Genomic DNA, 21,526 nt, shown 5'->3' with positions numbered 1-21,526 from the left:
CGCTATTTGCGCGGGTCGATCCCGCATTCTGCCATCTGTGCATAAAGCGCGGGCAGGGATTTGTCGCGCTCTTCGCGAAAGCGTTCACCGGTGGTGAAGCCTTCAATCCGGTCGATGCGGAACATGCGGAAATCTTCGCGCAGCTCGCACCAGCTGACCACGCACCAGCCATTGCGCCAGAGCCACAGCGCCAAGGGGCGAATGCTGCGGGTGGATTTGGCACCCTGTTCATCGGCATAGGTCAGGGCCAAACGGATGCGCGCATCAATGGCCTCTTCAATCTGGTCGATGAAATGCCGGTCACGTTCTGATGGCATCAGGCTGGGGCCTGCGTGAATCTCAACCCGTTCGGCTTGCGCCTGAAGCGCTTCGGGCAATACGGCGCGGATTTTTTCCAAGGCCTCGCGGGCCGATGCCGCCATGGCCGCACCGCCCATGCGCTCCAAAAGATGCGTGCCCGCGATCACCGCCATAATCTCTTCGCGGGTGAACATGAGCGGTGGCATGTCATAGCCCGCACGCATCACATAGCCCACGCCCGCCTCGCCTTCGATGGGTACGCCGGACCCGATAAGGTCAGCGACATCACGATAGATCGTGCGGTCGCTGACCTCGAGTGTTTCTGCCAACTGGCGCGCCGTGACCAACCGCCCACCCCGAAGGTGTTGCACGATCTGAAACAGGCGGTCGGCGCGGCGCATGGCTTAGGCTTTCGGCTCGAACAGACCGATGGAGTTGCCGTCCGGGTCAATGGCATAGACAAAGCGGCCGGGCGGAATGTCGATGGGGTCGCACAGCACGGTGCCACCAGCATCAGAGCACCGTTTGGCCGCATCTTCCAGCTTGTCGGGCACAACGATATGCACGGTCGGGCCGTTACCATCGGTGGATGGTTTGCCCGGATAAAGGTGCCCGCTGGTCGTGTCCATCGCGCCACCCAGCGTGGCCATGGGATTGGGGCCGGTGTTGTCGACCTCCATCGTCCATTTGAAAACGGCGTTATAGAAGGTGATCGCCTTGTCCATGTCGGTGACCGGAATTTCGGCCCAGCAAACTACGGGAGGTGTCATGGTGTGTCCTTTCATCAATGTTGATGAGGCGTTGTCGCACACCCCTCCTGACAGCATAGTGTCAGGAGCCTGTCAGTCATAGCCGCGCATCCAGATCAGCCCGGCTTCGGTCTGGGCTGTTGGATTGTATTCCCCGCTGACCCACCCTTTATAACCTTCGCGGTCCAGCTGACGAAACCAGGCCGGAAAATTCACATCGCCCCGCAAGGGTTCGTTTCGGTCTGGAATGCCGCCCACCTGAATGTGGCGGGTGATCCGTTTGAATTTGTCCCAGGTGCCAAACAGATCTCCGGTGATTTTTTCGGCGTGATAGGCGTCAAACTGAAGCGACAGGTTGCGCGCGCCAACCTCTGCGATGACCTCGGCTGCCAGATCAAAGCTGTTCAGGAAATAGCCCGGCATATCCACCGGGTTGATCGGTTCAATGGTCAGGCTTTGCTTGGGCGCCTGTGCGGCGGCCCATTTCAGGTTTTCTACATAGGTGCGGTGGGCAATCTTTCCTTGGGCTTTGCCGGCCATGATGTGCAGATGTGTGCTGCGAAAGGCTTGCGCAAAGCGCAAAGCGCGTTTGAAATCATGACGAAACCGGGTTTCGCCGCCGGGCAGGGCGGCAAATCCACGCTCGCCCCCGGCCCAGTTTGGAGGAGGCGTGTTGATCAGCGCCATATGCAATCCGTTCTGGGTCAGCCGTCGCGTGATTTCGCTGGCGGCATCATCATAGGGAAACAGCACCTCGACTGCCTCGAACCCGGCTTCGGCAGCCGCCTGAAAACGATCGAGAAACGGCAACTCCTTGAACAGGAAAGTCAGGTTGGCGGCAAATCTGGGCATTGTCTCTCCGGTCTATCCGGGCAGGACAATGGGCAAGTCCCAGAGGTTTGGCAATCTCTGTTGTTCCGTTTCGTGGCCTTTCAGGGATCAGTCGCTTGTGCGCGGGTCCAAAAGCCGGGTCATTACGTCATCGGCTGTGATGCGCCCGGCCGGTTTGCCGTCGATCGTGACGGCAATTTCGGACTGCCCTGCGAGGGTCTTCATCACCACATCGACACGATCATGGATGTCGACAGAGACCTCTGTCGTCGCCTCGCCGCGTGACATCACATCGCGCGCGGTCAGCACACCCAGCGGGTTCATATGTGCCACGAAATCCGCCACATATTCATTCACCGGGTTGGTGAAGATGTCACGCGGAGTGCCACATTGCACAATGCGCCCACCTTCCATGATGGCAATTCTGTCGCCAAGTTTGAACGCTTCGTCCAGATCGTGGCTGACAAAGATGATGGTGCGTTTCAGGCGCTGTTGCAGTTCGATCAATTCGTCCTGCAGACGCGCGCGGATCAGTGGGTCCAGGGCCGAGAACGGTTCGTCCATCAACAGGATGGGGGCTTGGGTGGCAAAGGCGCGGGCCAGACCCACACGTTGCTGCATGCCGCCCGACAGCTCGCCCACCTTGCGGTTGGCCCATTCGCTTAGATTGACCAGTTCAAGCTGTTCATCCACGCGGGCCTTGTGTTCGGCCTTGTCCATTCCGGCAAGCTCCAGCCCAAGGCCAACATTCTCGCGCACGGTGCGCCATGGCAGAAGACCAAACTGCTGGAACACCATGGCCACGTGGTTTTGGCGAATACGGCGCAGGGTGGCGGCATCGGCGTTGGTCACATCGACCAAGCCGTCGCCGTCATTCACCCGCACGCAGCCACGCACCACAGGGTTCAGCGCATTCACCCCGCGCAACAGCGTGGATTTGCCCGAGCCTGACAGCCCCATCAACACCAGAATCTCGCCCTCGGCCACGGAAAGCGAGCAGTCATGAACGCCCAGCACCTGACCCGTTTCGGTTTTCACGGTCGAGCGGTCTTTGCCCTCGTCCATCGCAGGCAGGGCGGTTTTGGGTTTCTCGCCAAATACGATCGAGACGTTGTCAAATTCAACAGCGGTCATGATTGGGCCTCCACGCGCAGCATTCGGTCAAGGGCGATGGCGACGGCCACAATGACCAGCCCGCTTTCAAATCCAAGCGAGGCGTTCACCGTGTTGAGCGCGCGCACCACCGGCACGCCAAGCCCGTCTGCCCCCACAAGGGCGGCGATGACCACCATCGACAGGGACAACATGATGGTCTGGTTCAACCCGGTCATGATCTGCGGAAAAGCCGAGGGCAGCTCGATCTTCCACAGGGTTTGCATGCGTGTCGCCCCGAAGGCTTGCCCGGCTTCGGTCAGGGCCTTGGGCACCTGACTGACACCCAGCTGCGTCAAACGGATCGGTGCCGGGATGACGAAGATGAAGGTCGCCACCAACCCCGGCACCATGCCGATGCCAAACAGCACGATCATCGGGATCAGGTAAACAAAGGTCGGGATGGTCTGCATCATGTCCAGAACGGGCAGGATGGCCTGAAAAAAGCGCGGGCGGTGGGCGGCATAGATGCCGATGGGCACGCCAACGCCCATGCAGAAGATGACCGAGAACACGATCAGCGTCAGGCTTTCGGTGGTTTCTTCCCAGTAGCCTTGGTTCAGCACGTAAAGAAAACACACAAGCACCACGGCCACACGGCCCCAGCTGCGCTGAATGTAATAGGTCAAAGCGCCCAGCAGGGCCACGATCAACAAAGCAGGCGGGGCTTGCAACAGCCACAGGAAGCCATCAATTCCATCGCTGAGCACCTCGTCGACGAAATCGAAGAAAGGTCCGAACGCGTCTGTCAGCCAGTCAAAGCCATTTGATATGGTTCTGCCAACAGGGATTTTCGTGTCAGTTAGCCAGTTCACGTGTCACGGCCTTTCGTTTAGAGCCAGCGCAAAGCCGGAAAAGATAAGGAACCCGCCAACGCCCCGGTTGAGGCGATGTAGGCGCGCCGGTGTCAGGAGGCTTTGAAAGCCCGCGCCGAACCCGGCGTAAAGAGCGACTGCAAGACACTCGAGCCCCAGAAACAGCCCGCCCAGCGCCGCATATTGTGGGGCGAGTGGTTGGGCGAGGTCGGTGAATTGCGGGAAGAATGCGGTGAAGATCGCGATGGCTTTCGGATTGCCAATGGCAATCAGGAAGTCGCGGCGGACCAAAGTTGCGATGGGCTCGTCCAGCGGGGCACCGGTTTCCGCCATCGGGGCCGAGCGCCACATGCGCCAGCCGACATAGATCAGATAGGCAGCGCCAGCAAATTTCACCATGTTGAACGCGGTCTCCGAGGTCGCCAGAACAGCGCCGAGCCCCACGCCCACAATCCCGATCATCGCGGCAAAAGGCAGCATCCGCCCCATGCCACCGGCAAGTCCCACGAAGAACCCGCGGCGTGCGCCGCTGGAAAAGGCCAGCACGTTGTTTGGCCCCGGCGCGATATTCAGCGCGAAGCAGGCCGGTATGAACAGGGCGAGTGTGGCAAGGGTCATGTCGGGGTCATCTGATCAGGTAAAACGAAACGCGCCGGGACACGGGGCCCGGCGCGTTTGATCTTGTGCTGGGTTTACATGCCCAGCGAGGCTTTGACAGCAGCAACCGCGTCGCCACCATCTTTGGTGGTTACACCGTCCAGCCATGCCATGAAGGCATCCGGGTTGGCGGCCAGCCATGCTTTGGCGGCATCGGCCGGATCCTGACCATCATTCAGGATTGCGCCCATGATCTCGTTTTCCATAGCCAGCGAGAAGCTGAGGTTTTGCAACAGCTTGCCGGTGTTGGCGCAGTCGGTCACATAGCCCGCACGGGTGTTGGTGTCGACCACGGCGCCGCCCAGATTGGGGCCAAAGAAATCATCGCCACCGGTCAGGTAGGACATCTCGAAGTTGGCGTTCATCGGGTGGGGTTCCCAGCCAAGGAAGACGATCGGTTCGCCTTTCTTGTCTGCGCGCGCGACCTGCGCCAGCATGCCTTGTTCCGAGCTTTCGGCCACTTCGAAATCTTTCAGGCCGAAGCTGTCGCCATCAATCATCGACTGGATCAGGCGGTTGCCGTCATTGCCCGGTTCGATGCCATAAATCTTGCCTTCCAGCGCTTCTGCCTGAGCGGCGATGTCAGCGAAATCTTTGATGCCCAGATCGGCGGCTGCTTTGTTCACGGCCAGCGTGTATTTGGCGCCTTCAAGGTTGGTGCGCACGGTGTCGACGGTGCCAGCTTCGCGGTAAGGGGCGATGTCGGCTTCCATTGTCGGCATCCAGTTGCCCAGGAACACATCCACGTCGCCCTCGGCCAGCGAGGTATAGGTCACGGGCACGGACAGCACCTTGATATCGGTCTCATATCCCAGAGCGTCCAGCACAACAGTGGTGGCGGCGGTGGTGGCGGTGATGTCGGTCCAGCCTACATCCGAGAATGTGATCTTGTCGCAATGACCGTCTGCAAATGCCGTGGTTGCAACGGCGGACAGCGCCAGTGCGGACAGAGTGGATTTGAGGTTCATAGTTTAGCTCCCTGTTATTTGGTCGGTTCCAAGTGACCGGTGATCCGTATCAAACGAACCATTCGGCCCAACCCTATCGCAGCCAGCGGAGGGGGGGAACCGGCATTCATTGGGAAGGGACGGTGCTTTTTATTGATTGACGAGTCAATTAAAAAAACGCAATCCTGTGAAAATCATGTGATGAAGAGGGGAAGAAATGCCCAAAGTTGGAATGGAGCCGATCCGCAAAGGCGCGCTGGTGCAGGCCACGATCCACGAGATCGGGCGCGCAGGCAGTCTTGACGTGACCGTCACGCAAATTGCCAAGCGGGCAGGGGTTTCCAGCGCGTTGGCGCATCACTACTTCGGCGGCAAGGACCAGATATTTCTGGCGGCAATGCGGCACATCATGACCGTCTATGGCGCGCAGGTGCGTGCGGCTGTTCTGGGTGCGAAAACGCCACGTGACCGGGTCGAGGCCATCATCCGCGCCAACTTTGAAGCGGGCAACTTTCGCCCGGAAGTCATCAGTGCATGGCTGAATTTTTATGTTTTGTCTCAAAGCAATGACGGGGCGCGGCGGCTTTTGCGTGTCTATCAGCACCGCCTGCATTCCAACCTTGTGCACGATTTGCGCCCCTTGGTGGGCGATGACGCCCATGACATCGCAGATACGCTGGCCGCGATGATCGACGGGCTCTATATCCGCCACGCCCTGCGCGAGGAAACACCTTCGGGCAAACGCGCCTGTGACCGGGTTCTGGCCTGTCTTGATGTGATCTTGGAGTCGCACAAATGAGTAAGCCCAATATTCTGATCATCATGGTGGACCAGCTGAATGGCACGCTTTTCCCTGACGGTCCCGCCGATTGGCTGCATGCCCCCAATCTGAAAAAGCTGGCCGCACGGTCGGTGCGGTTTCAGAACGCCTATACGGCCAGCCCGCTGTGCGCGCCGGGGCGGGCCAGCTTCATGTCGGGTCTCTTGCCCCGTCGCACCAAGGTCTATGACAACGCGGCCGAATTTGCGTCAGACATTCCGACTTATGCCCATCACTTGCGTCGCGCGGGCTATCAGACAGCGCTGTCGGGTAAGATGCACTTTGTCGGTCCCGACCAGATGCATGGGTTCGAGGAACGCCTGACCACCGATATCTACCCGGCTGATTTCGGCTGGACGCCGGATTATCGCAAGCCCGGCGAACGGATCGACTGGTGGTATCACAATATGGGGTCGGTCACGGGGGCAGGGGTCGCCGAGATTTCGAACCAGATGGAGTATGATGACGAGGTTGCCTACAACGCCTGCGCCAAGCTCTATGACCTTGCGCGCGGCCATGATGACCGTCCGTGGTGCCTGACTGTCAGCTTCACCCACCCACATGATCCCTATGTCGCCCGTCGCAAATACTGGGATCTCTATGAGGATTGCGAGCACCTGCTGCCCGAGGTGCCGGCCAAGGCCTATGAGGATCACGATCCGCATGCGCAGCGGATTTTCGACGCCAATGACTGGCGCAATTTCGACATCACTGAAGAAGATATCCGCCGCTCGCGCCGTGCCTATTTCGCCAATATTTCCTATCTGGACGACAAGGTCGGCGAGATGCTGGACGTGATGGAGCGCACGCGGCAGGAGGCCATTATTCTGTTTGTCTCGGACCACGGCGACATGCTGGGCGAGCGCGGCTTGTGGTTCAAGATGAACTTCTACGAAGGCTCTGCGCGGGTGCCCTTGATGGTTTGCGCGCCAGGGCTTGAGCCGGGATTGATCGAGGCGCCGGTCTCGACGCTGGATGTAACCCCCACTTTGGCTGATTTGGCGGGAATTTCACTGGACGAGGTGAAGCCGTGGGTCGATGGCGAAAGCCTCGTGCCGCTGGCAAATGGTGAAGAACGCACAAGCCCCGTGGCGATGGAATACGCAGCTGAAGCGTCCTATGCGCCGCTGGTGTCGCTGCGCTATGGCAAGTGGAAATACAATCGCTGCGCGCTGGACCCCGATCAGCTGTTTGATCTGGAGGCTGACCCGCATGAGCTGGTCAATCTCGCCGGTGATCCCGCGCATGAAGGCACGTTGAATTCGCTGCGCGCGAAGTCGGAAGCCCGCTGGGACCTGGATGCCTATGACAGTGAGGTGCGCGAAAGCCAGGCGCGCCGCTGGGTGGTCTATGAGGCGCTGCGCAACGGCGCTTATTTCCCGTGGGACTACCAACCGCTGCGCAAAGCCTCTGAACGCTACATGCGCAACCACATGAATCTCGACAATGTCGAAGAAAACGCGCGCTTCCCCCGTGGCGAGTAACCCCTGATCTAACGGAAAGACAATGCAAGCAGAATATATCATCGTTGGCGCTGGCAGCGCAGGATGCGCAATGGCGTATCGGCTGGCGGAAGCAGGCAAGCGGGTATTGGTGATCGAACATGGCGGCACCGATGCCGGGCCGTTCATCCAGATGCCGGCGGCGCTGAGCTATCCGATGAACATGGGGCTCTATGACTGGGGTTTCCAGACGGAACCAGAGCCGCATCTGGGGGGACGTACCCTTGTCACGCCGCGCGGCAAAGTCGTGGGTGGGTCCAGTTCGATCAACGGCATGGTCTATGTGCGCGGGCATGCCAAGGACTTCGATCACTGGGCCGAAGCGGGCGCGGATGGCTGGTCCTACGCGGACGTGTTGCCCTATTTCAAACGACAGGAAAGCTGGCATGACAGCGGCCATGGCGGTGACCCGGATTGGCGCGGCAAGGATGGCCCGCTGCATGTGACCCGTGGCCCGCGTAAGAACCCCCTATTCCACGCCTTTGTCGAGGCCGGGAAACAGGCAGGCTACGAAGTCACGGACGACTATAACGGCCGGAAACAAGAGGGCTTCGGCCCGATGGAGCAGACCGTCTGGAAGGGGCGGCGCTGGTCAGCGGCGAATGCCTATCTCCGCCCGGCTTTGGAACGTGACAACTGCGAACTGATCCGGGCCTTTGCCCGCAAGATCGTGATCGAGGATGGTCGCGCGGTTGGCGTCGAAGTGGAACGCGGCGGCAAGATCGAAGTGATCCGTGCCGAGGTCGAGGTGATCATCGCCGCCAGCTCGATCAACTCGCCGAAGCTGTTGATGCTGTCGGGGATCGGACCTGCGGTGCATTTGAACGAACACGGGATCGAGGTCGTGGCCGACCGTCCCGGCGTCGGGCAAAATCTTCAAGACCACCTTGAGGTTTATATGCAATACGCCTCGAAACAGCCGATCACGCTGTATCGCTATTGGAACCTGATCTGGAAGGGTATTCTGGGCGCGCAGTGGCTCTTTACCAAAACCGGTCTGGGGGCGTCGAACCAGTTTGAAAGTGCCGCCTTCATCCGCTCGCGCGCAGGCGTGGATTACCCGGACATCCAGTATCATTTCCTGCCGATTGCCGTGCGCTATGACGGGCAGGCGGCGGCGGAAGGTCACGGGTTCCAAGCCCATACCGGCCCGATGCGCTCGCCCTCGCGCGGGGAAATCACGCTGAAGTCGGCAGATCCGAAAGAGGCCCCGCGCATCTTCTTCAACTACATGTCAACCGATCAGGACTGGGAAGATTTCCGCACCTGTATCCGCCTGACGCGCGAGATCTTCTCGCAAGCTGCGTTCGAGCCTTTCGTGAAGTTCGAGATACAACCGGGCAACGCGCTGCAAACGGATGACGAGATCGACAGCTTCATCCGCGAACACGCTGAAAGCGCCTATCACCCCTGTGGGACCTGCCGAATGGGCCGGGCGGATGACCCCATGGCGGTGGTCGATCCCGAGCTTCGGGTGATCGGCGTGGACGGGCTGCGCGTCGCTGACAGCTCGGTCTTTCCGCGCATCACCAATGGCAATCTGAACGGGCCGTCGATCATGGTGGGGGAAAAGGCGTCAGATCATATTCTGGGCAAACGCCTGCCTGCGGCCAATGACGAGCCATGGCTTCACCCCGATTGGCAAAACGCGCAGCGATAAGCGGTTTTTGATCCCTGTCAAAGCGGCGCGGGGCGTTCGGGCGCAAGCTCTGGTCGAATGACGCAGAGGAGAATACGCGAATGTCGAACACCCCGCATGAATTGCACGAAGAATTCCCTGAATTTGCCGAGAAGATGAGCCAACTGAAAACCACCGATGCTCACTATGCGCGGCTGAGTGAAGAGTACCACGAGGTGAACCGTGCTGTTCACCGTGCAGAAACCAACGTGGAACCGACCGATCAGTTCAACGAGGAAGAGCTGCGCAAAAAGCGGGCGTCGCTGAAGGATGAAATTTACCGGATGCTGTCAACGGCGTGACAGCCCTGACAAAGGTTCAGGAAAAGGCCGGGCATTTTTGCCCGGCCTTCTTCATTTGGCGTGGATCTCTTTCAGCCAGGCGTGCATCTGTTTCAGGATCACGCTGCGCCAGATCGACGAATGCCCCGCGTCCGGATGCGTGGCCAGCACCTTGTTTCGGCTGGGCGACAGCGCATACAGTGTCTTCCCCATCTTGAACGGCACTGTTTTGTCGCGCTTTCCATGCATGATGAAAATGGGCAGTTTCAGCTTCTGAATGGTGCGTTTTGACGGCCACAGGTCGGTGCGCGAGACAAAGAAGGGCAACAGCGCCGGGTTCTTGGCTGCGGTCAGATCAACAAGCGATGTGTATGGCGATTGCAGGATAATCGCAGACGGCGGTCGCGCGCGCCCTGCTTTGCTGGTTGCGATTTCCAGCGCGACGCCAGTGCCCAGACTTTCACCCATGATCACGATATCCTTCGACGGTGTGAACTTGCCGATATCGCGGTAAAGCTGGTTGGCCAGCGACTGGATGCGCTTGCGGCTGGGTTCCCCCTTGCTGCCAGCCATGCCCGGATAGGCCATGGCCACCACGCCATACCCCTTGGCAATGAAAAACCGAAACTTGCGGGTGCGGACCTTCAGGTCGCCGCCCGATCCGGGCAGATACAGAACGGTCGGACGGCCCGGCTTGGGTTTTGCGACCCACAGGACCAGCCCTTTGTAGCCCCTTTGGGACATTTTCTCGTGCACCTTCCTGGCGGGCGAGCGTTTGGAGGAAAACTGGTAGAAGACGCGCTGCTCCATCAGGGTGGAAAAGCTTTGCGCATGGGCAGGTGCCGGGTTGGCGAAGGCTGTAAACACAAGGGCCAACAGGGCGGGTAGGAAAAACTTGTTCATCTCTTGATCTCGTAAGGCAGTGTTCCGCGTGAATATGGGTCGACTTGCAACTTGCGTTCAAGGGGAGGAACCGAGCGTTGGTGACACAGCTGACGTTCACAGATGCGACACGAGATGCCAATCGGGGCGAAAGCCGCGTCGTTCGAGATGTCCAGATCATCGGCATAAACCAGCGCACCTGCATGTTTGACCTCGCATCCCAAGCCGATGGCATAGCGGCGCACGGGCGCGTCGAAACTGCCGCCGGATTTGGTCACGTTCCGGGCCAGACAGAAATAGCGCACCCCATCAGGGGTCTGGGCAAGTTGTCTTAGAAAACGTCCAGGGGTTTCAAAGGCTTGGTGGACATTCCACAGGGGGCAGGCGCCCCCGAAACGGGCAAACTGAAGGCGTGTTGCCGAGTGTCTTTTTGTGATCGTTCCTGCCTGATCCACGCGCACAAAGAAGAACGGGATACCCTTCGCGCCGGGGCGTTGCAGGGTCGACAGACGATGGGCGATCTGTTCGATCGAAGCGCCAAAGCGATCGGCCAGCCGTTCCAGGTCGTGGCGTGTCTCATGTGCGGCGGCGAGAAACTGCTCATAGGGCAAAAGAGCGGCCCCCGCGAAGTAGTTGGCCAGCCCCAGTTTGGCGATCGCACGTGCCTCTTCGGTCTGGAAACGCGCGAAATCCAGCGTGGCTTCCAAAAGCGCGTCCTGCGTCAGAAGTGCCACCTGCATCAACAGCTGAAATTGTTGTGTGGCGCGGGGTGGCCGGGTCGACAAGGTCAGGGCGCGTTGGTCTGGATCATAGCGGCGCATGGTGTCCGTGTCGGCGCGGATCAAGGTGATGCCGCGTTCCGCCAGCACGTTTTCCGCCATGCTGGACTGATCAAGTTTCTGTGCCGCGGCGGCGTTGGCGAAATGCTCGGCTGCGCGGTCAACCGCATCGATATAGTTGTCGCAATAGTGGAAAAAATCACGCACTTCGTCCCATGGGCTGGCCTGTGACTGGCCGTCGTCTCCGCCAAGGCTTTCATCCATCGAGGCCAGGCGTTCATGCCCCAACCGATAGGCGCGATGCAGTTCCAAAAGCGCGTGCGCCAAGGCTGGCGCGTTCGAGGCGGCCAGCCTCAGGTCTGCAAGCGGCGGGATGTCGGAAAACACCGGATCGGCGAAGGCCTCGCGCATATCGGTGACCAGCCGTTCAGCATCCCCGGTGGACAGTTCGGCCACGTCGAAGCCGAACTCTTGCGCCAAGGCCAGCACCACACCCGTGGAGACCGGGCGGTTGTTGTTTTCCATCTGGTTGAGATAGGGAAGGCTGACCCCCAGCTTTTCGGCGAAAGCTTTTTGGGTCAGGTCCAGACGTGATCGGATTTCCCTGAGCTTCACGCCGGCATAGAGTTTCTGGGTCGCCATCGCGCGCCTCCCTCTTCGCATATTTGCAATTTGCAGTATCATACTTGCATTAATTTTGCAAATTCGCCCCTTTTTGCTTTCGGGTTGGCGCACATCCCGCTAGTTTGCCTTGAAATCAAGGAGTGCCGCCAGATGAAAGATATCCTGCAGGAACTTGAAGACCGCCGTGAGAAAGCCCGCCTTGGGGGCGGTCAGCGTCGGATCGACAGTCAGCATAAGAAGGGCAAACTGACCGCGCGTGAGCGTGTGGAGCTGTTGCTCGACGAGGACTCGTTTGAAGAGTTCGACATGTTCAAAGCCCACCGCTGCACCGAGTTCGGCATGGAAGCCGACAAGCCTGCTGGCGATGGTGTGATCACCGGATGGGGGACCATCAACGGACGTCTTGTCTATGTGTTCTCGCAGGACTTCACCGTATTTGGTGGGTCGCTGTCGGAAACACATGCCGAAAAGATCTGCAAGATCATGGACATGGCGATGCAAAACGGCGCGCCCGTGATTGGCATCAACGATTCCGGTGGCGCGCGTATTCAGGAAGGCGTGGCCTCGCTTGCCGGGTACGCCGAAGTGTTCCAGCGCAACATCATGGCCTCGGGCGTGGTGCCGCAGATCAGCGTGATCATGGGCCCCTGTGCCGGTGGCGCGGTTTATTCGCCCGCCATGACCGACTTCATCTTCATGGTGAAGGACAGCTCTTACATGTTCGTGACCGGGCCTGACGTGGTGAAAACCGTGACCAACGAGGTCGTGACGGCAGAGGAGCTTGGCGGCGCCTCGACTCACACCAAGAAGTCCTCGGTCGCCGATGGGGCCTTTGAAAATGACGTGGAGGCGCTGACCGAAGTGCGTCGCCTTGTGGACCTTTTGCCGCTGAACAACCGCGACAAGGCCCCGGTGCGTCCCTTCTTTGACGATCCCGCCCGTGTCGAGGACAGCCTGGACACGCTGGTGCCCGACAATCCCAACACGCCTTACGATATGAAAGAGCTGATCGTGAAGCTGGCGGATGAAGGCGATTTCTACGAGATTCAGGAAGATTACGCCAAGAACATCATCACCGGTTTCGTGCGCCTTGAAGGCCAGACCGTGGGTGTTGTGGCCAACCAACCGATGGTGCTGGCTGGCTGTCTGGACATCGACAGCTCGCGCAAAGCGGCCCGTTTCGTCCGCTTCTGTGATGCGTTTGAAATTCCGATCCTGACGCTGGTTGACGTGCCGGGCTTCCTGCCGGGCACCAGCCAGGAATATGGCGGCGTGATCAAGCACGGCGCGAAGCTCTTGTTTGCTTATGGTGAAGCCACCGTGCCGAAGGTCACGCTGATCACCCGCAAAGCCTATGGCGGTGCCTATGACGTGATGGCGTCCAAGCACCTGCGCGGCGACTTCAACTACGCCTGGCCAACCGCGGAAATCGCAGTGATGGGTGCCAAGGGCGCGACCGAGATTCTGTATCGTTCGGAACTGGATCAGCCTGAGAAAATCGCGCAGCGTACGCAGGACTATGAAGACCGTTTTGCCAATCCGTTTGTGGCGGCCGAACGCGGCTTCATCGACGAGGTCATCCAGCCGCGCTCCTCGCGCCGTCGGATCTGCCGTGCCTTTGCCTCGCTTCGGGGCAAGAAACTGCAGAACCCGTGGAAAAAGCACGACAACATCCCGCTGTGATCATGGGTCGCACGGCGGGATATCAGGGCCTTCGTGGCCTGATTGGGGTGGTGGCTGCCGCCGCCACCCTGATCCCTGCTTTGCCGGGGGCGGCGCAGGCGCGGGATGAAGGCTGGGATCCCGATTTTCAGATCACTGTCCCGTCTGGTCAGTCCGTGTCTTTCATGGACATCATTCGCGGTGAAGACAGCGCGGTTGGCACGGCAGTACGGTATCGCTTTCTGGCACCGGGTATTGCGCGTTCCGACGGGTCTGTGGCCTTCATGCAGGCGGAAGAGGATATGGTCGTGATCTGTCAGGATTACGTCTTGCCCCAAATTCACGTCGCGCCGGGCGAAATGCCCGACCAGATCATCATCGTGCTGGCGGATCGCCCGACGGTACATGGCATCGCTGATCCCGAAGCCACGCAGTTTTTCGAAGCCTACCGCCCCGAAGACGGGTTGTGCATCTGGGAGGGGTTCTGATGGCATTGCCCTATATGTTGAAACACAAAGGGTTTCCTGGTCGTCTGACCGGAACCGACTTTCAGTTCACCATTCGTCGCGCCAACAAAGACGGCGCCACGAAACTGGTGGCGCGTGAACGCTATGCGGATCGCAAACCCGCGGATCGGCGGGCGGATGCGGGCTTTATGCAGGCGCTGTGGGATTATTTTGGCGACCAGCCTTTTGAGCGCGGCAATCTGGATGCCGGCCGGCTGTCGTGGTTCTTTGAACGCGAAGTCGAGGCGGCTGAAGACCCGTTTGACCCGGAAGACTACGAAGCCAAGCTGGTGATCAACGAAGCCCGCGCCCGCGCGGCTTTTCCGGATATTTTCGGCGAGGAATCGGCATGAATTCGCCCGCCCCCTTCCTGCATGAGCAATTTCCGGCCCATGTTTGGGGTCTTGACGCGGGTGCCCCTTGCGAAAGGGGGGCGGCATGCCAATCTCTGTCCCATGCAGAGAACATATCCCCGTTTTCTGCAATGGTTTGTCAAAACCATTACCCTTCCCCTTCTTCTTCCCGGTCTCAGGCGCTTGCGTCTGGACCGGGGCCCTTTTTTGCCACAAGCACCGGGTCATCTGACAACGGGCTGCGGTTTTCCCTTGGAAAAAAGGCAAATTCGGGCAAAATAGCTGCCAATAATAAAACAAACAGAGGCAGCACAAGATGCAGTTCAGCAAAATCCTTGCGGGGGCGTTTGCCCTTGCGATGCTGGCGGGATGCCAGTGGAATGACCTTCACCGCGCCGGGCTTGGCGCGGCAACCGGTGCCGTCGTTGCGAAAGCAACCAGCGGCAACCTTCTTACAGGCGCGGTCATCGGCGCGGGCGCGGGTGCGCTTTGCGACGATGTCGGCATGCGCATCTGTAACTGATTTCACCGCCGCGATCTGCGGCGTTTCACCTGATCATCAGCCTGCTGGACAGCGTTCCGGCGGGCTTTTCTATGCCAATTCGCGTGGTGGTTCTGCCCATCGCGCCCTCACATGAACCGAAAGGACAGGACATGTTCAAAAAGATCCTGATTGCTAACCGAGGCGAGATCGCCTGCCGTGTGATCAAGACCGCCCGCAAGATGGGCATCAAGACGGTTGCCATTTATTCGGATGCCGACCGCAATGCGCTTCATGTGAAGATGGCGGACGAGGCCGTTCATATCGGCCCGCCCCCGGCAAACCAGTCCTATATCGTCATCGACAAGGTGATGCAGGCGATCAAGGAAACCGGCGCCGAGGCTGTGCACCCCGGTTATGGCTTCCTGTCGGAAAACTCGAAATTCGCCGAAGCGCTGGAAGCTGCTGGCGTTGCCTTCATCGGGCCGCCCAAAGGCGCGATCGAAGCGATGGGCGACAAGATCACCTCGAAGAAGATTGCACAGGACGCCGAAGTGTCGACCGTGCCGGGCTATATGGGCCTGATCGAGGACGCTGACGAGGCAGTGAAGATCTCGAACGAGATCGGTTACCCGGTGATGATCAAAGCCTCCGCCGGTGGCGGCGGTAAAGGTATGCGGATCGCGTGGAATGACGAAGAAGCGCGCGAAGGTTTCCAGTCCTCGAAGAACGAGGCCGCCAATAGCTTTGGCGACGACCGTATCTTCATCGAGAAATTCGTGACCCAGCCGCGCCACATCGAAATTCAGGTGCTTTGCGACAGCCATGGCAACGGCATTTACCTGGGCGAGCGTGAATGCTCGATCCAGCGCCGCAACCAGAAGGTTGTTGAAGAAGCACCAAGCCCCTTCCTGGACGAAGCCACCCGCAAAGCCATGGGCGAGCAGGCCGTGGCGCTGGCGCAGGCGGTGGATTACGCCTCGGCAGGGACCGTGGAGTTCATCGTCGATGGCGACCGGAACTTCTATTTCCTTGAAATGAACACCCGCCTGCAGGTGGAACACCCTGTGACCGAGCTGATCACCGGCGTGGACCTTGTGGAACAGATGATCCGTGTGGCGGCTGGCGAGAAGCTGGCGCTTAAGCAAAAAGACGTGACCTTGACGGGCTGGGCGATTGAGAACCGCGTTTACGCGGAAGATCCTTATCGCAACTTTCTGCCCTCGATCGGGCGTCTGACCCGTTACCACCCGCCTGCAGAAGTGGCCGCTGGCCCGATGCTGGAAAATGATAAATGGGCTGACGAGGCGTCAGTGGGCGAGACCGCCGTACGCAATGACACCGGTGTTTATGACGGTGGCGAGATCTCGATGTATTACGACCCGATGATCGCCAAGCTTTGCACATGGGCCCCGACCCGTGACGAAGCCATCGAAGCCATGCGCAACGCGCTGGACGGGTTCGAGCTGGAAGGCATCGGACACAACCTGCCCTTCGTGGCCGCCGTGATGGATCACCCGATCTTCATGAAGGGCGACATGACCACGGCCTTTATTGAAGAGCAGTATCCCGACGGGTTTGAAGGTGTCGAACTGCCAGGGAAGGCGCTGAAGCGCATCGCGGCTGCCGCCGCCGCCATGTATCGCGTGGCCGAAATCCGCCGCACGCGTATCTCGGGCCGTATGGACAACCACGAACGCAAAGTGGGCAAGCATTGGAACGTGGCCCTGCAGGGCGAAGAGTTCGCAGTGAAGATCAAGGCCGACAAGAAAGGCTCGACCATCAAGTTTGACGATGGATCAAAACTGCGCGTGACCTCGGATTGGACGCCGGGTGACAGCCTTGCCACGCTGAAAGTTGGCGGCAAGAAGCTGGTTCTGAAGGTCGACAAGATCACCGGAGGCTTCCGTATGCGAAGCCGCGGGGCCGACCTGAAAGTGCATGTGCGCACGCCGCGTCAGGCCGAGCTGGCCCGTTTGATGCCGGAAAAACTGCCGCCCGACACTTCGAAAATGCTGCTGTGCCCGATGCCGGGTCTGGTGGTGAAAGTCGACGTCGAGGTCGGCACCGAGGTGCAGGAAGGCCAGGCGCTGTGCACCATCGAGGCGATGAAGATGGAAAACATCTTGCGCGCCGAGAAAAAGGGTGTTGTCTCCAAGATCAACGCGACCGCAGGCGACAGCCTTGCCGTTGATGAAGTGATCATGGAGTTCGAATAACAATGACCCAAACCGCCACGCTCTCGCGCCTTCGTGCGCTCTGCCCAGTTCTTTCAGTGGTGGTGAGCGTGGCGGTTTATGCGATTTATCAGCTGCTGGCCTTGTCCAAGACCGGCAGCTTCGAATTTCCGCTGGATGACGTCTATATTCACATGGCCGTGGCCGAACAGATCGCGGCAGGGGGCTATGGCGTCAATCCGGGCGAGTTCACCTCGGCGGCCTCTTCGCCGATTTACCCGTTTCTGCTTCTGCCCTTTGCCGGTGCGCCCGCGCAAATCTGGTTGCCGCTCTTTTGGAATGTCGCGGCAATGGTGGCCGCGGCTTGGCTGTGGGCGCGGATTGTCGTCACGGCGGTTTCTGATACGCGTTGGGCGGTTGGCCTGACGCTTCTGGGGCTGTTTGCCTTCAATTTCTACGGTGCCGCTTTCGTCGCGATGGAGCATATGCTGCATATCCTCGCAAGCCTTGCGGTACTTCGTGGGCTGCAAATTCGCTTTGACGAGGATCGGTTGAGCTGGCTGTTGGTGGCTGGCATGGTGCTGGGCCCGATGATCCGTTTCGAAGGTCTGGCCGTCACCGGTGGTGCAGCACTTGCGCTGGGCATGACAGGGCGCTGGGCTTTGGGGCTTGGGCTTTTCGCGGCCGCCTTGGTGCCGGTTGGGCTGTTCATGGGGTTCCTTGTGTCGCTGGGCCTGAAACCCTTGCCCAATTCAGTCATGGCGAAACTGGCGGGCACCAATGGCAATGAACGCTTTGCCTTGCTTGAGCTGCCGATCAAAGTGCTGGTCCAGTTGCAAAACAACCCGGCGATTGTGCTGCTGATCGCGATCATCATGGCCGTCCTGCTGCTGGCGCGCCGCATGGCTGGCACCGCCGAGGCACGCGGGCTTTTGCTGGCGGCCATCTTTGCCGGTTCCGGTCATATGCTGTTGGGGCAGTTCGGCTGGTTCGAACGGTACGAGCTTTACATGCTCACCTTCGTCTTCGGCCTTTTGCTGATCGCCTTTTTTCGCGAAGACACCCTGCGATCGGGGCGTATGGTCCTGGTGGCGGGCATGGGATTTCTGGCGTTCAACTATGCGAGCTACGCGCTGAAACTCGGCGTGTATGGCCCCTTGGGCATTCAGGCACAGCACCAGAACATGGCGCGGTTCGTCAAGGACCACTACAAGGGCGATGTGGCCGTGAATGATCTGGGACATGTGTCCTGGGGCAACCCCAATCAGGTGCTGGACCTGTGGGGGCTGGCGTCATATCGCGCGCTGACCACACGTCTTGATAATCCCTATCCGGGTTGGGCGGCTGAGATGGTCAAGGATGCGGGCATCGGGCTGGTGATCATCTATGACAAATGGCTGAAAGACGGTGGCAGTGCCGATTGGGTCAAAATCGGCGAGCTGAAATATACCGGCTATGCTGGATTTCTGGGCGACCGGACGGTCAGCTACTATGCGACCAGCCCTGAAACAGCACCTGCACTGCGCGAGGCTTTCGCCGCCTATATCCCGCATGCGGTGGGGGCGGTTGAATTGCAGGTCGTTACGGATACCGAATGAGGCACGCGCGCGCATATCCCCTTGCAGCCTTGGCAGGTGTTGCGGCCTTGATCGGCTGCGCCTTGCATGGCGAGGCCGCTTTGCGCGCAGGTCTTGAAGACCAGTTCCACATTGGCGATACGCTTTATTTCGAAAGCAAACTGACCTGCACCGCAGCCGTTTTTCGCGCCGATCAAAATGATCCCCGCCCGGATTTCCCGCTATTTGACAGTCTGGAAGAGGCGCAAGACACCTATGTCGCCACCGGACTGGCGGGCCTGCGCATTTCTGGAAAATCGCCTCATCAGATCACCGATGCGCTCTTGGCCACGCCCAGCGGGATGTTGGGGCAACAAGCGCTGGCCGCAGCCGCTCAGGTGGAACCCTGCATCACCCCCGCGATCAGCCGGGGTTTGAAATTTGCCATGACCCGCCCCGGCGCGCTTTTGGCCTATGACCGTGCACTTTCCGGGTTGATCGTGATCGATCCCCTTGAGCGCAAACTATTTTTTGCCGCCGGAGACCCAATCTGACGGCGCAACCGAACCTGCCCGACATGGGCGCCCCGACCCGCCCGACCCAATCGGGCAAGGCATGACGAAGAGGATGACGTGATGAGCGACACGAAGAACTGGAAAGAGCTGGCCGAGAAAGAACTGCGCGGCCGTGCCCTTGATGACCTGACCTGGAACACGCTGGAAGGCATCGACGTGAAGCCGCTTTACACGGCAGACGACACGGCGGATCTGGACCATATGGGCACCTTGCCGGGCTTTGGTCCCTTCACCCGTGGCGTGAAAGCGACCATGTATGCGGGCCGTCCGTGGACGATCCGTCAATATGCTGGCTTTTCGACCGCCGAGGAGTCGAATGCGTTTTACCGCCGCAATCTGGCCGCCGGTCAGCAGGGTGTCTCGGTTGCTTTCGACCTTGCCACGCACCGTGGCTACGACTCGGATCACCCGCGTGTGGTTGGTGATGTCGGCAAGGCTGGTGTGGCGATTGATAGCGTTGAGGACATGAAGATCCTCTTTGACGGCATTCCGCTCGATAAGGTCTCGGTCTCGATGACCATGAACGGCGCGGTCATTCCGATCCTTGCCAACTTCATCGTTGCCGGTGAAGAGCAGGGGCACGACAAATCGCTGCTGGCAGGCACCATTCAGAACGACATTCTGAAAGAGTTCATGGTGCGCAACACCTATATTTACCCGCCAGAACCGTCGATGAAGATCATCTCGGATATCATCGAATACACCTCGAATGAGATGCCGAAGTTCAACTCGATCTCCATCTCCGGCTACCACATGCAGGAAGCCGGTGCGAACCTCGTGCAGGAACTGGCCTATACGCTGGCTGACGGTCGCGAATATGTGCGCGCCGCCATCGAGGCTGGCATGGACGTGGACAAATTCGCAGGCCGCCTGTCCTTCTTCTTTGCCATCGGCATGAACTTCTTCATGGAAGCCGCGAAATTGCGCGCCGCGCGCACCCTGTGGCACCGCGTGATGACCGAGTTTGGCGCCAAGTCGGAACGGTCGAAAATGCTGCGCACCCACTGCCAAACTTCGGGCGTTAGCTTGCAGGAACAAGACCCCTATAACAACGTGATCCGTACCGCATACGAGGCGATGTCGGCGGCCCTTGGTGGCACCCAGTCGCTGCACACCAACGCACTGGACGAAGCCATCGCGCTGCCCACCGACTTCTCGGCCCGTATCGCGCGCAACACCCAGATCATCCTGCAGGAAGAAACCGGCGTGACCAATGTGGTCGATCCGCTGGCGGGTTCCTACTATGTGGAAAGCCTGACCGACGAGCTGATCAACAAGGCTTGGGAGCTGATGGAAGAGGTCGAAAGCATGGGCGGGATGACCAAGGCTGTGGCCTCGGGTATGCCGAAACTGCGCATCGAGGAATCCGCTGCCAAGCGTCAGGCCATGATCGACAAAGGTGACGAGGTCATCGTTGGCGTGAACAAATACAAGCTGGCGGAAGAGGACGAGATCGAAATCCTCGACGTGGACAATATGGCCGTGCGTGACAGCCAGATCGCCCGCCTTGAAAACATCCGCGCAACCCGCGACGCAGCTGCCTGCGAGGCCGCCTTGGCCGAACTGACCCGCCGTGCCAAGGAAGGTGGCAACCTTCTGGAGGCCGCCGTTGAAGCCGCCCGCGCCCGCGCATCCGTAGGAGAGATTTCCATGGCTATGGAAGACGAATTCGGCCGCCACCGCGCCGAGGTGAAAACGCTGGCTGGTGTCTATGGCGCGGCCTACGAAGGCGACGAAGGTTTTGCCGCCATTCAAAAATCGGTCGAAGATTTTGCCGATGCCGAAGGCCGTCGCCCGCGTATGTTGGTGGTGAAGATGGGGCAGGACGGTCACGACCGTGGTGCCAAGGTCATCGCCACCGCCTTTGCGGACATCGGTTTTGACGTCGACGTAGGCCCGCTGTTCCAGACCCCGGACGAAGCCGCGCAGGACGCCATCGACAATGACGTGCATATCGTGGGCATCTCCTCGCAGGCGGCTGGCCACAAGACGCTGGCCCCGCAGTTGGTGCAGGCTCTGAAAGAGCAGGGCGCCGAGGATATCATCGTGATTTGTGGTGGGGTCATCCCGCAGCAGGATTATGATTTCCTTTATGAAAATGGTGTGAAAGCCATCTTTGGACCGGGCACGAACATCCCCGAAGCGGCTCAGGACATTCTGAAACTGGTGCGCGAAGCGCGCGCCTAAAGCCGAAAACAC

21 protein-coding genes are annotated in these 21,526 nt (G+C 59.5%); 12 read left to right on the top strand and 9 right to left on the bottom strand.

Annotated features, from left to right (window positions below; translation table 11 throughout):
* Positions 1-2: 2 nt before the first annotated feature.
* The 7 genes from ACRY08_RS07590 to choX form a co-directional block, all read right to left on the bottom strand.
* Positions 3-701: a helix-turn-helix transcriptional regulator gene (locus ACRY08_RS07590; protein WP_432449307.1), complete on the bottom strand. Its 699-nt coding sequence runs from the start codon at positions 699-701 to the stop codon at positions 3-5.
* 3 nt (positions 702-704) lie between these two features.
* On the bottom strand, positions 705-1,070 hold the full coding sequence (locus ACRY08_RS07585) for a VOC family protein (RefSeq protein ID WP_432449306.1): 366 nt from the start codon (positions 1,068-1,070) through the stop codon (positions 705-707).
* A gap of 72 nt (positions 1,071-1,142) precedes the next feature.
* Positions 1,143-1,901, bottom strand: a complete 759-nt coding sequence (locus ACRY08_RS07580; RefSeq protein ID WP_432449305.1) for a hydroxypyruvate isomerase family protein — start codon at positions 1,899-1,901, stop codon at positions 1,143-1,145.
* 87 nt (positions 1,902-1,988) lie between these two features.
* A complete protein-coding gene (gene choV, locus ACRY08_RS07575; protein ID WP_432449304.1) occupies positions 1,989-3,014 on the bottom strand; it encodes a choline ABC transporter ATP-binding protein in 1,026 nt (341 codons plus the stop codon).
* A complete protein-coding gene (gene choW, locus ACRY08_RS07570) occupies positions 3,011-3,847 on the bottom strand; it encodes a choline ABC transporter permease subunit (RefSeq protein ID WP_432449303.1) in 837 nt (278 codons plus the stop codon). Before choW ends, choV begins: the two co-directional genes overlap by 4 nt.
* A gap of 3 nt (positions 3,848-3,850) precedes the next feature.
* Positions 3,851-4,465 carry a LysE family translocator gene (locus ACRY08_RS07565; protein ID WP_432449302.1) on the bottom strand — a complete coding sequence of 205 codons (615 nt, stop codon included), beginning with the start codon at positions 4,463-4,465 and terminating at the stop codon, positions 3,851-3,853.
* A gap of 74 nt (positions 4,466-4,539) precedes the next feature.
* Positions 4,540-5,472 (bottom strand): choline ABC transporter substrate-binding protein, encoded by a 933-nt coding sequence (gene choX, locus ACRY08_RS07560; RefSeq protein WP_432449301.1) that lies wholly within the window; start codon positions 5,470-5,472, stop codon positions 4,540-4,542.
* Positions 5,473-5,668: 196 nt separating this feature from the next.
* On the opposite strand from choX, the gene betI reads away from it, so the two are divergent.
* From betI to ACRY08_RS07540, 4 genes are all read left to right on the top strand, one after another.
* The gene (gene betI, locus ACRY08_RS07555; RefSeq protein ID WP_432449300.1) at positions 5,669-6,250 is read left to right on the top strand and encodes a choline-binding transcriptional repressor BetI; all 582 of its coding nucleotides are present in this window, start codon (positions 5,669-5,671) and stop codon (positions 6,248-6,250) included.
* A complete protein-coding gene (gene betC, locus ACRY08_RS07550; RefSeq protein ID WP_432449299.1) occupies positions 6,247-7,755 on the top strand; it encodes a choline-sulfatase in 1,509 nt (502 codons plus the stop codon). The genes betI and betC overlap by 4 nt, the downstream gene beginning before the upstream one ends.
* A gap of 22 nt (positions 7,756-7,777) precedes the next feature.
* Positions 7,778-9,433, top strand: a complete 1,656-nt coding sequence (gene betA / locus ACRY08_RS07545; RefSeq protein WP_432449298.1) for a choline dehydrogenase — start codon at positions 7,778-7,780, stop codon at positions 9,431-9,433.
* Positions 9,434-9,513: 80 nt separating this feature from the next.
* Complete coding sequence (locus ACRY08_RS07540) at positions 9,514-9,753, top strand: YdcH family protein (protein ID WP_432449297.1); 240 nt, start codon at positions 9,514-9,516, stop codon at positions 9,751-9,753.
* A gap of 51 nt (positions 9,754-9,804) precedes the next feature.
* Here ACRY08_RS07540 and ACRY08_RS07535 read toward each other — a convergent pair whose 3' ends face one another.
* Complete coding sequence (locus tag ACRY08_RS07535) at positions 9,805-10,635, bottom strand: alpha/beta hydrolase (protein ID WP_432449296.1); 831 nt, start codon at positions 10,633-10,635, stop codon at positions 9,805-9,807.
* Positions 10,632-12,035, bottom strand: a complete 1,404-nt coding sequence (locus ACRY08_RS07530; RefSeq protein WP_432449295.1) for a helix-turn-helix domain-containing protein — start codon at positions 12,033-12,035, stop codon at positions 10,632-10,634. Before ACRY08_RS07530 ends, ACRY08_RS07535 begins: the two co-directional genes overlap by 4 nt.
* Positions 12,036-12,167: 132 nt before the next feature.
* Between ACRY08_RS07530 and ACRY08_RS07525 the strand changes: the two genes are divergently transcribed.
* From ACRY08_RS07525 to scpA, 8 genes are all read left to right on the top strand, one after another.
* Complete coding sequence (locus ACRY08_RS07525; RefSeq protein WP_432449294.1) at positions 12,168-13,700, top strand: acyl-CoA carboxylase subunit beta; 1,533 nt, start codon at positions 12,168-12,170, stop codon at positions 13,698-13,700.
* A complete protein-coding gene (locus ACRY08_RS07520; protein ID WP_432449293.1) occupies positions 13,670-14,167 on the top strand; it encodes a DUF6497 family protein in 498 nt (165 codons plus the stop codon). The genes ACRY08_RS07525 and ACRY08_RS07520 overlap by 31 nt, the downstream gene beginning before the upstream one ends.
* A 14-nt stretch (positions 14,168-14,181) precedes the next feature.
* Positions 14,182-14,538 (top strand): hypothetical protein, encoded by a 357-nt coding sequence (locus tag ACRY08_RS07515; protein ID WP_432449615.1) that lies wholly within the window; start codon positions 14,182-14,184, stop codon positions 14,536-14,538.
* 316 nt (positions 14,539-14,854) lie between these two features.
* Complete coding sequence (locus ACRY08_RS07510) at positions 14,855-15,061, top strand: hypothetical protein (protein ID WP_432449292.1); 207 nt, start codon at positions 14,855-14,857, stop codon at positions 15,059-15,061.
* A gap of 131 nt (positions 15,062-15,192) precedes the next feature.
* Positions 15,193-17,238, top strand: coding sequence for an acetyl-CoA carboxylase biotin carboxylase subunit (locus ACRY08_RS07505; protein WP_432449291.1), 2,046 nt, complete (start codon positions 15,193-15,195; stop codon positions 17,236-17,238).
* 2 nt (positions 17,239-17,240) lie between these two features.
* Positions 17,241-18,794 (top strand): hypothetical protein, encoded by a 1,554-nt coding sequence (locus ACRY08_RS07500; RefSeq protein WP_432449290.1) that lies wholly within the window; start codon positions 17,241-17,243, stop codon positions 18,792-18,794.
* On the top strand, positions 18,791-19,306 hold the full coding sequence (locus ACRY08_RS07495; protein ID WP_432449289.1) for a hypothetical protein: 516 nt from the start codon (positions 18,791-18,793) through the stop codon (positions 19,304-19,306). Before ACRY08_RS07500 ends, ACRY08_RS07495 begins: the two co-directional genes overlap by 4 nt.
* An 81-nt stretch (positions 19,307-19,387) precedes the next feature.
* Positions 19,388-21,514, top strand: coding sequence for a methylmalonyl-CoA mutase (gene scpA / locus ACRY08_RS07490; protein ID WP_432449288.1), 2,127 nt, complete (start codon positions 19,388-19,390; stop codon positions 21,512-21,514).
* Positions 21,515-21,526 lie beyond the last annotated feature (12 nt).

The sequence above is a fragment of the Aliiroseovarius marinus genome (assembly GCF_050881025.1).
Lineage (GTDB): Bacteria > Pseudomonadota > Alphaproteobacteria > Rhodobacterales > Rhodobacteraceae > Aliiroseovarius > Aliiroseovarius marinus_A.
The sequence above is the reverse complement of the archived record's forward strand: the minus strand, read 5'-3'. Positions and strand labels throughout refer to the sequence as shown.

Excerpts from the sequence above, each read along its gene's own strand:
- ACRY08_RS07530 (WP_432449295.1), bottom strand. The coding sequence starts at position 12,035 with ATGGCGACCCAGAAACTCTATGCCGGCGTGAAGCTCAGGGAAATCCGA.
- ACRY08_RS07565 (WP_432449302.1), bottom strand. The coding sequence starts at position 4,465 with ATGACCCTTGCCACACTCGCCCTGTTCATACCGGCCTGCTTCGCGCTG.
- ACRY08_RS07590 (WP_432449307.1), bottom strand. The coding sequence starts at position 701 with ATGCGCCGCGCCGACCGCCTGTTTCAGATCGTGCAACACCTTCGGGGT.
- ACRY08_RS07500 (WP_432449290.1), top strand. The coding sequence starts at position 17,241 with ATGACCCAAACCGCCACGCTCTCGCGCCTTCGTGCGCTCTGCCCAGTT.
- choV (WP_432449304.1), bottom strand. The coding sequence starts at position 3,014 with ATGACCGCTGTTGAATTTGACAACGTCTCGATCGTATTTGGCGAGAAA.
- ACRY08_RS07495 (WP_432449289.1), top strand. The coding sequence starts at position 18,791 with ATGAGGCACGCGCGCGCATATCCCCTTGCAGCCTTGGCAGGTGTTGCG.
- ACRY08_RS07515 (WP_432449615.1), top strand. The coding sequence starts at position 14,182 with ATGTTGAAACACAAAGGGTTTCCTGGTCGTCTGACCGGAACCGACTTT.
- ACRY08_RS07580 (WP_432449305.1), bottom strand. The coding sequence starts at position 1,901 with ATGCCCAGATTTGCCGCCAACCTGACTTTCCTGTTCAAGGAGTTGCCG.
- choX (WP_432449301.1), bottom strand. The coding sequence starts at position 5,472 with ATGAACCTCAAATCCACTCTGTCCGCACTGGCGCTGTCCGCCGTTGCA.
- ACRY08_RS07585 (WP_432449306.1), bottom strand. The coding sequence starts at position 1,070 with ATGACACCTCCCGTAGTTTGCTGGGCCGAAATTCCGGTCACCGACATG.
- ACRY08_RS07540 (WP_432449297.1), top strand. The coding sequence starts at position 9,514 with ATGTCGAACACCCCGCATGAATTGCACGAAGAATTCCCTGAATTTGCC.
- betC (WP_432449299.1), top strand. The coding sequence starts at position 6,247 with ATGAGTAAGCCCAATATTCTGATCATCATGGTGGACCAGCTGAATGGC.
- betI (WP_432449300.1), top strand. The coding sequence starts at position 5,669 with ATGCCCAAAGTTGGAATGGAGCCGATCCGCAAAGGCGCGCTGGTGCAG.
- ACRY08_RS07510 (WP_432449292.1), top strand. The coding sequence starts at position 14,855 with ATGCAGTTCAGCAAAATCCTTGCGGGGGCGTTTGCCCTTGCGATGCTG.
- ACRY08_RS07525 (WP_432449294.1), top strand. The coding sequence starts at position 12,168 with ATGAAAGATATCCTGCAGGAACTTGAAGACCGCCGTGAGAAAGCCCGC.
- ACRY08_RS07505 (WP_432449291.1), top strand. The coding sequence starts at position 15,193 with ATGTTCAAAAAGATCCTGATTGCTAACCGAGGCGAGATCGCCTGCCGT.
- ACRY08_RS07535 (WP_432449296.1), bottom strand. The coding sequence starts at position 10,635 with ATGAACAAGTTTTTCCTACCCGCCCTGTTGGCCCTTGTGTTTACAGCC.
- scpA (WP_432449288.1), top strand. The coding sequence starts at position 19,388 with ATGAGCGACACGAAGAACTGGAAAGAGCTGGCCGAGAAAGAACTGCGC.
- betA (WP_432449298.1), top strand. The coding sequence starts at position 7,778 with ATGCAAGCAGAATATATCATCGTTGGCGCTGGCAGCGCAGGATGCGCA.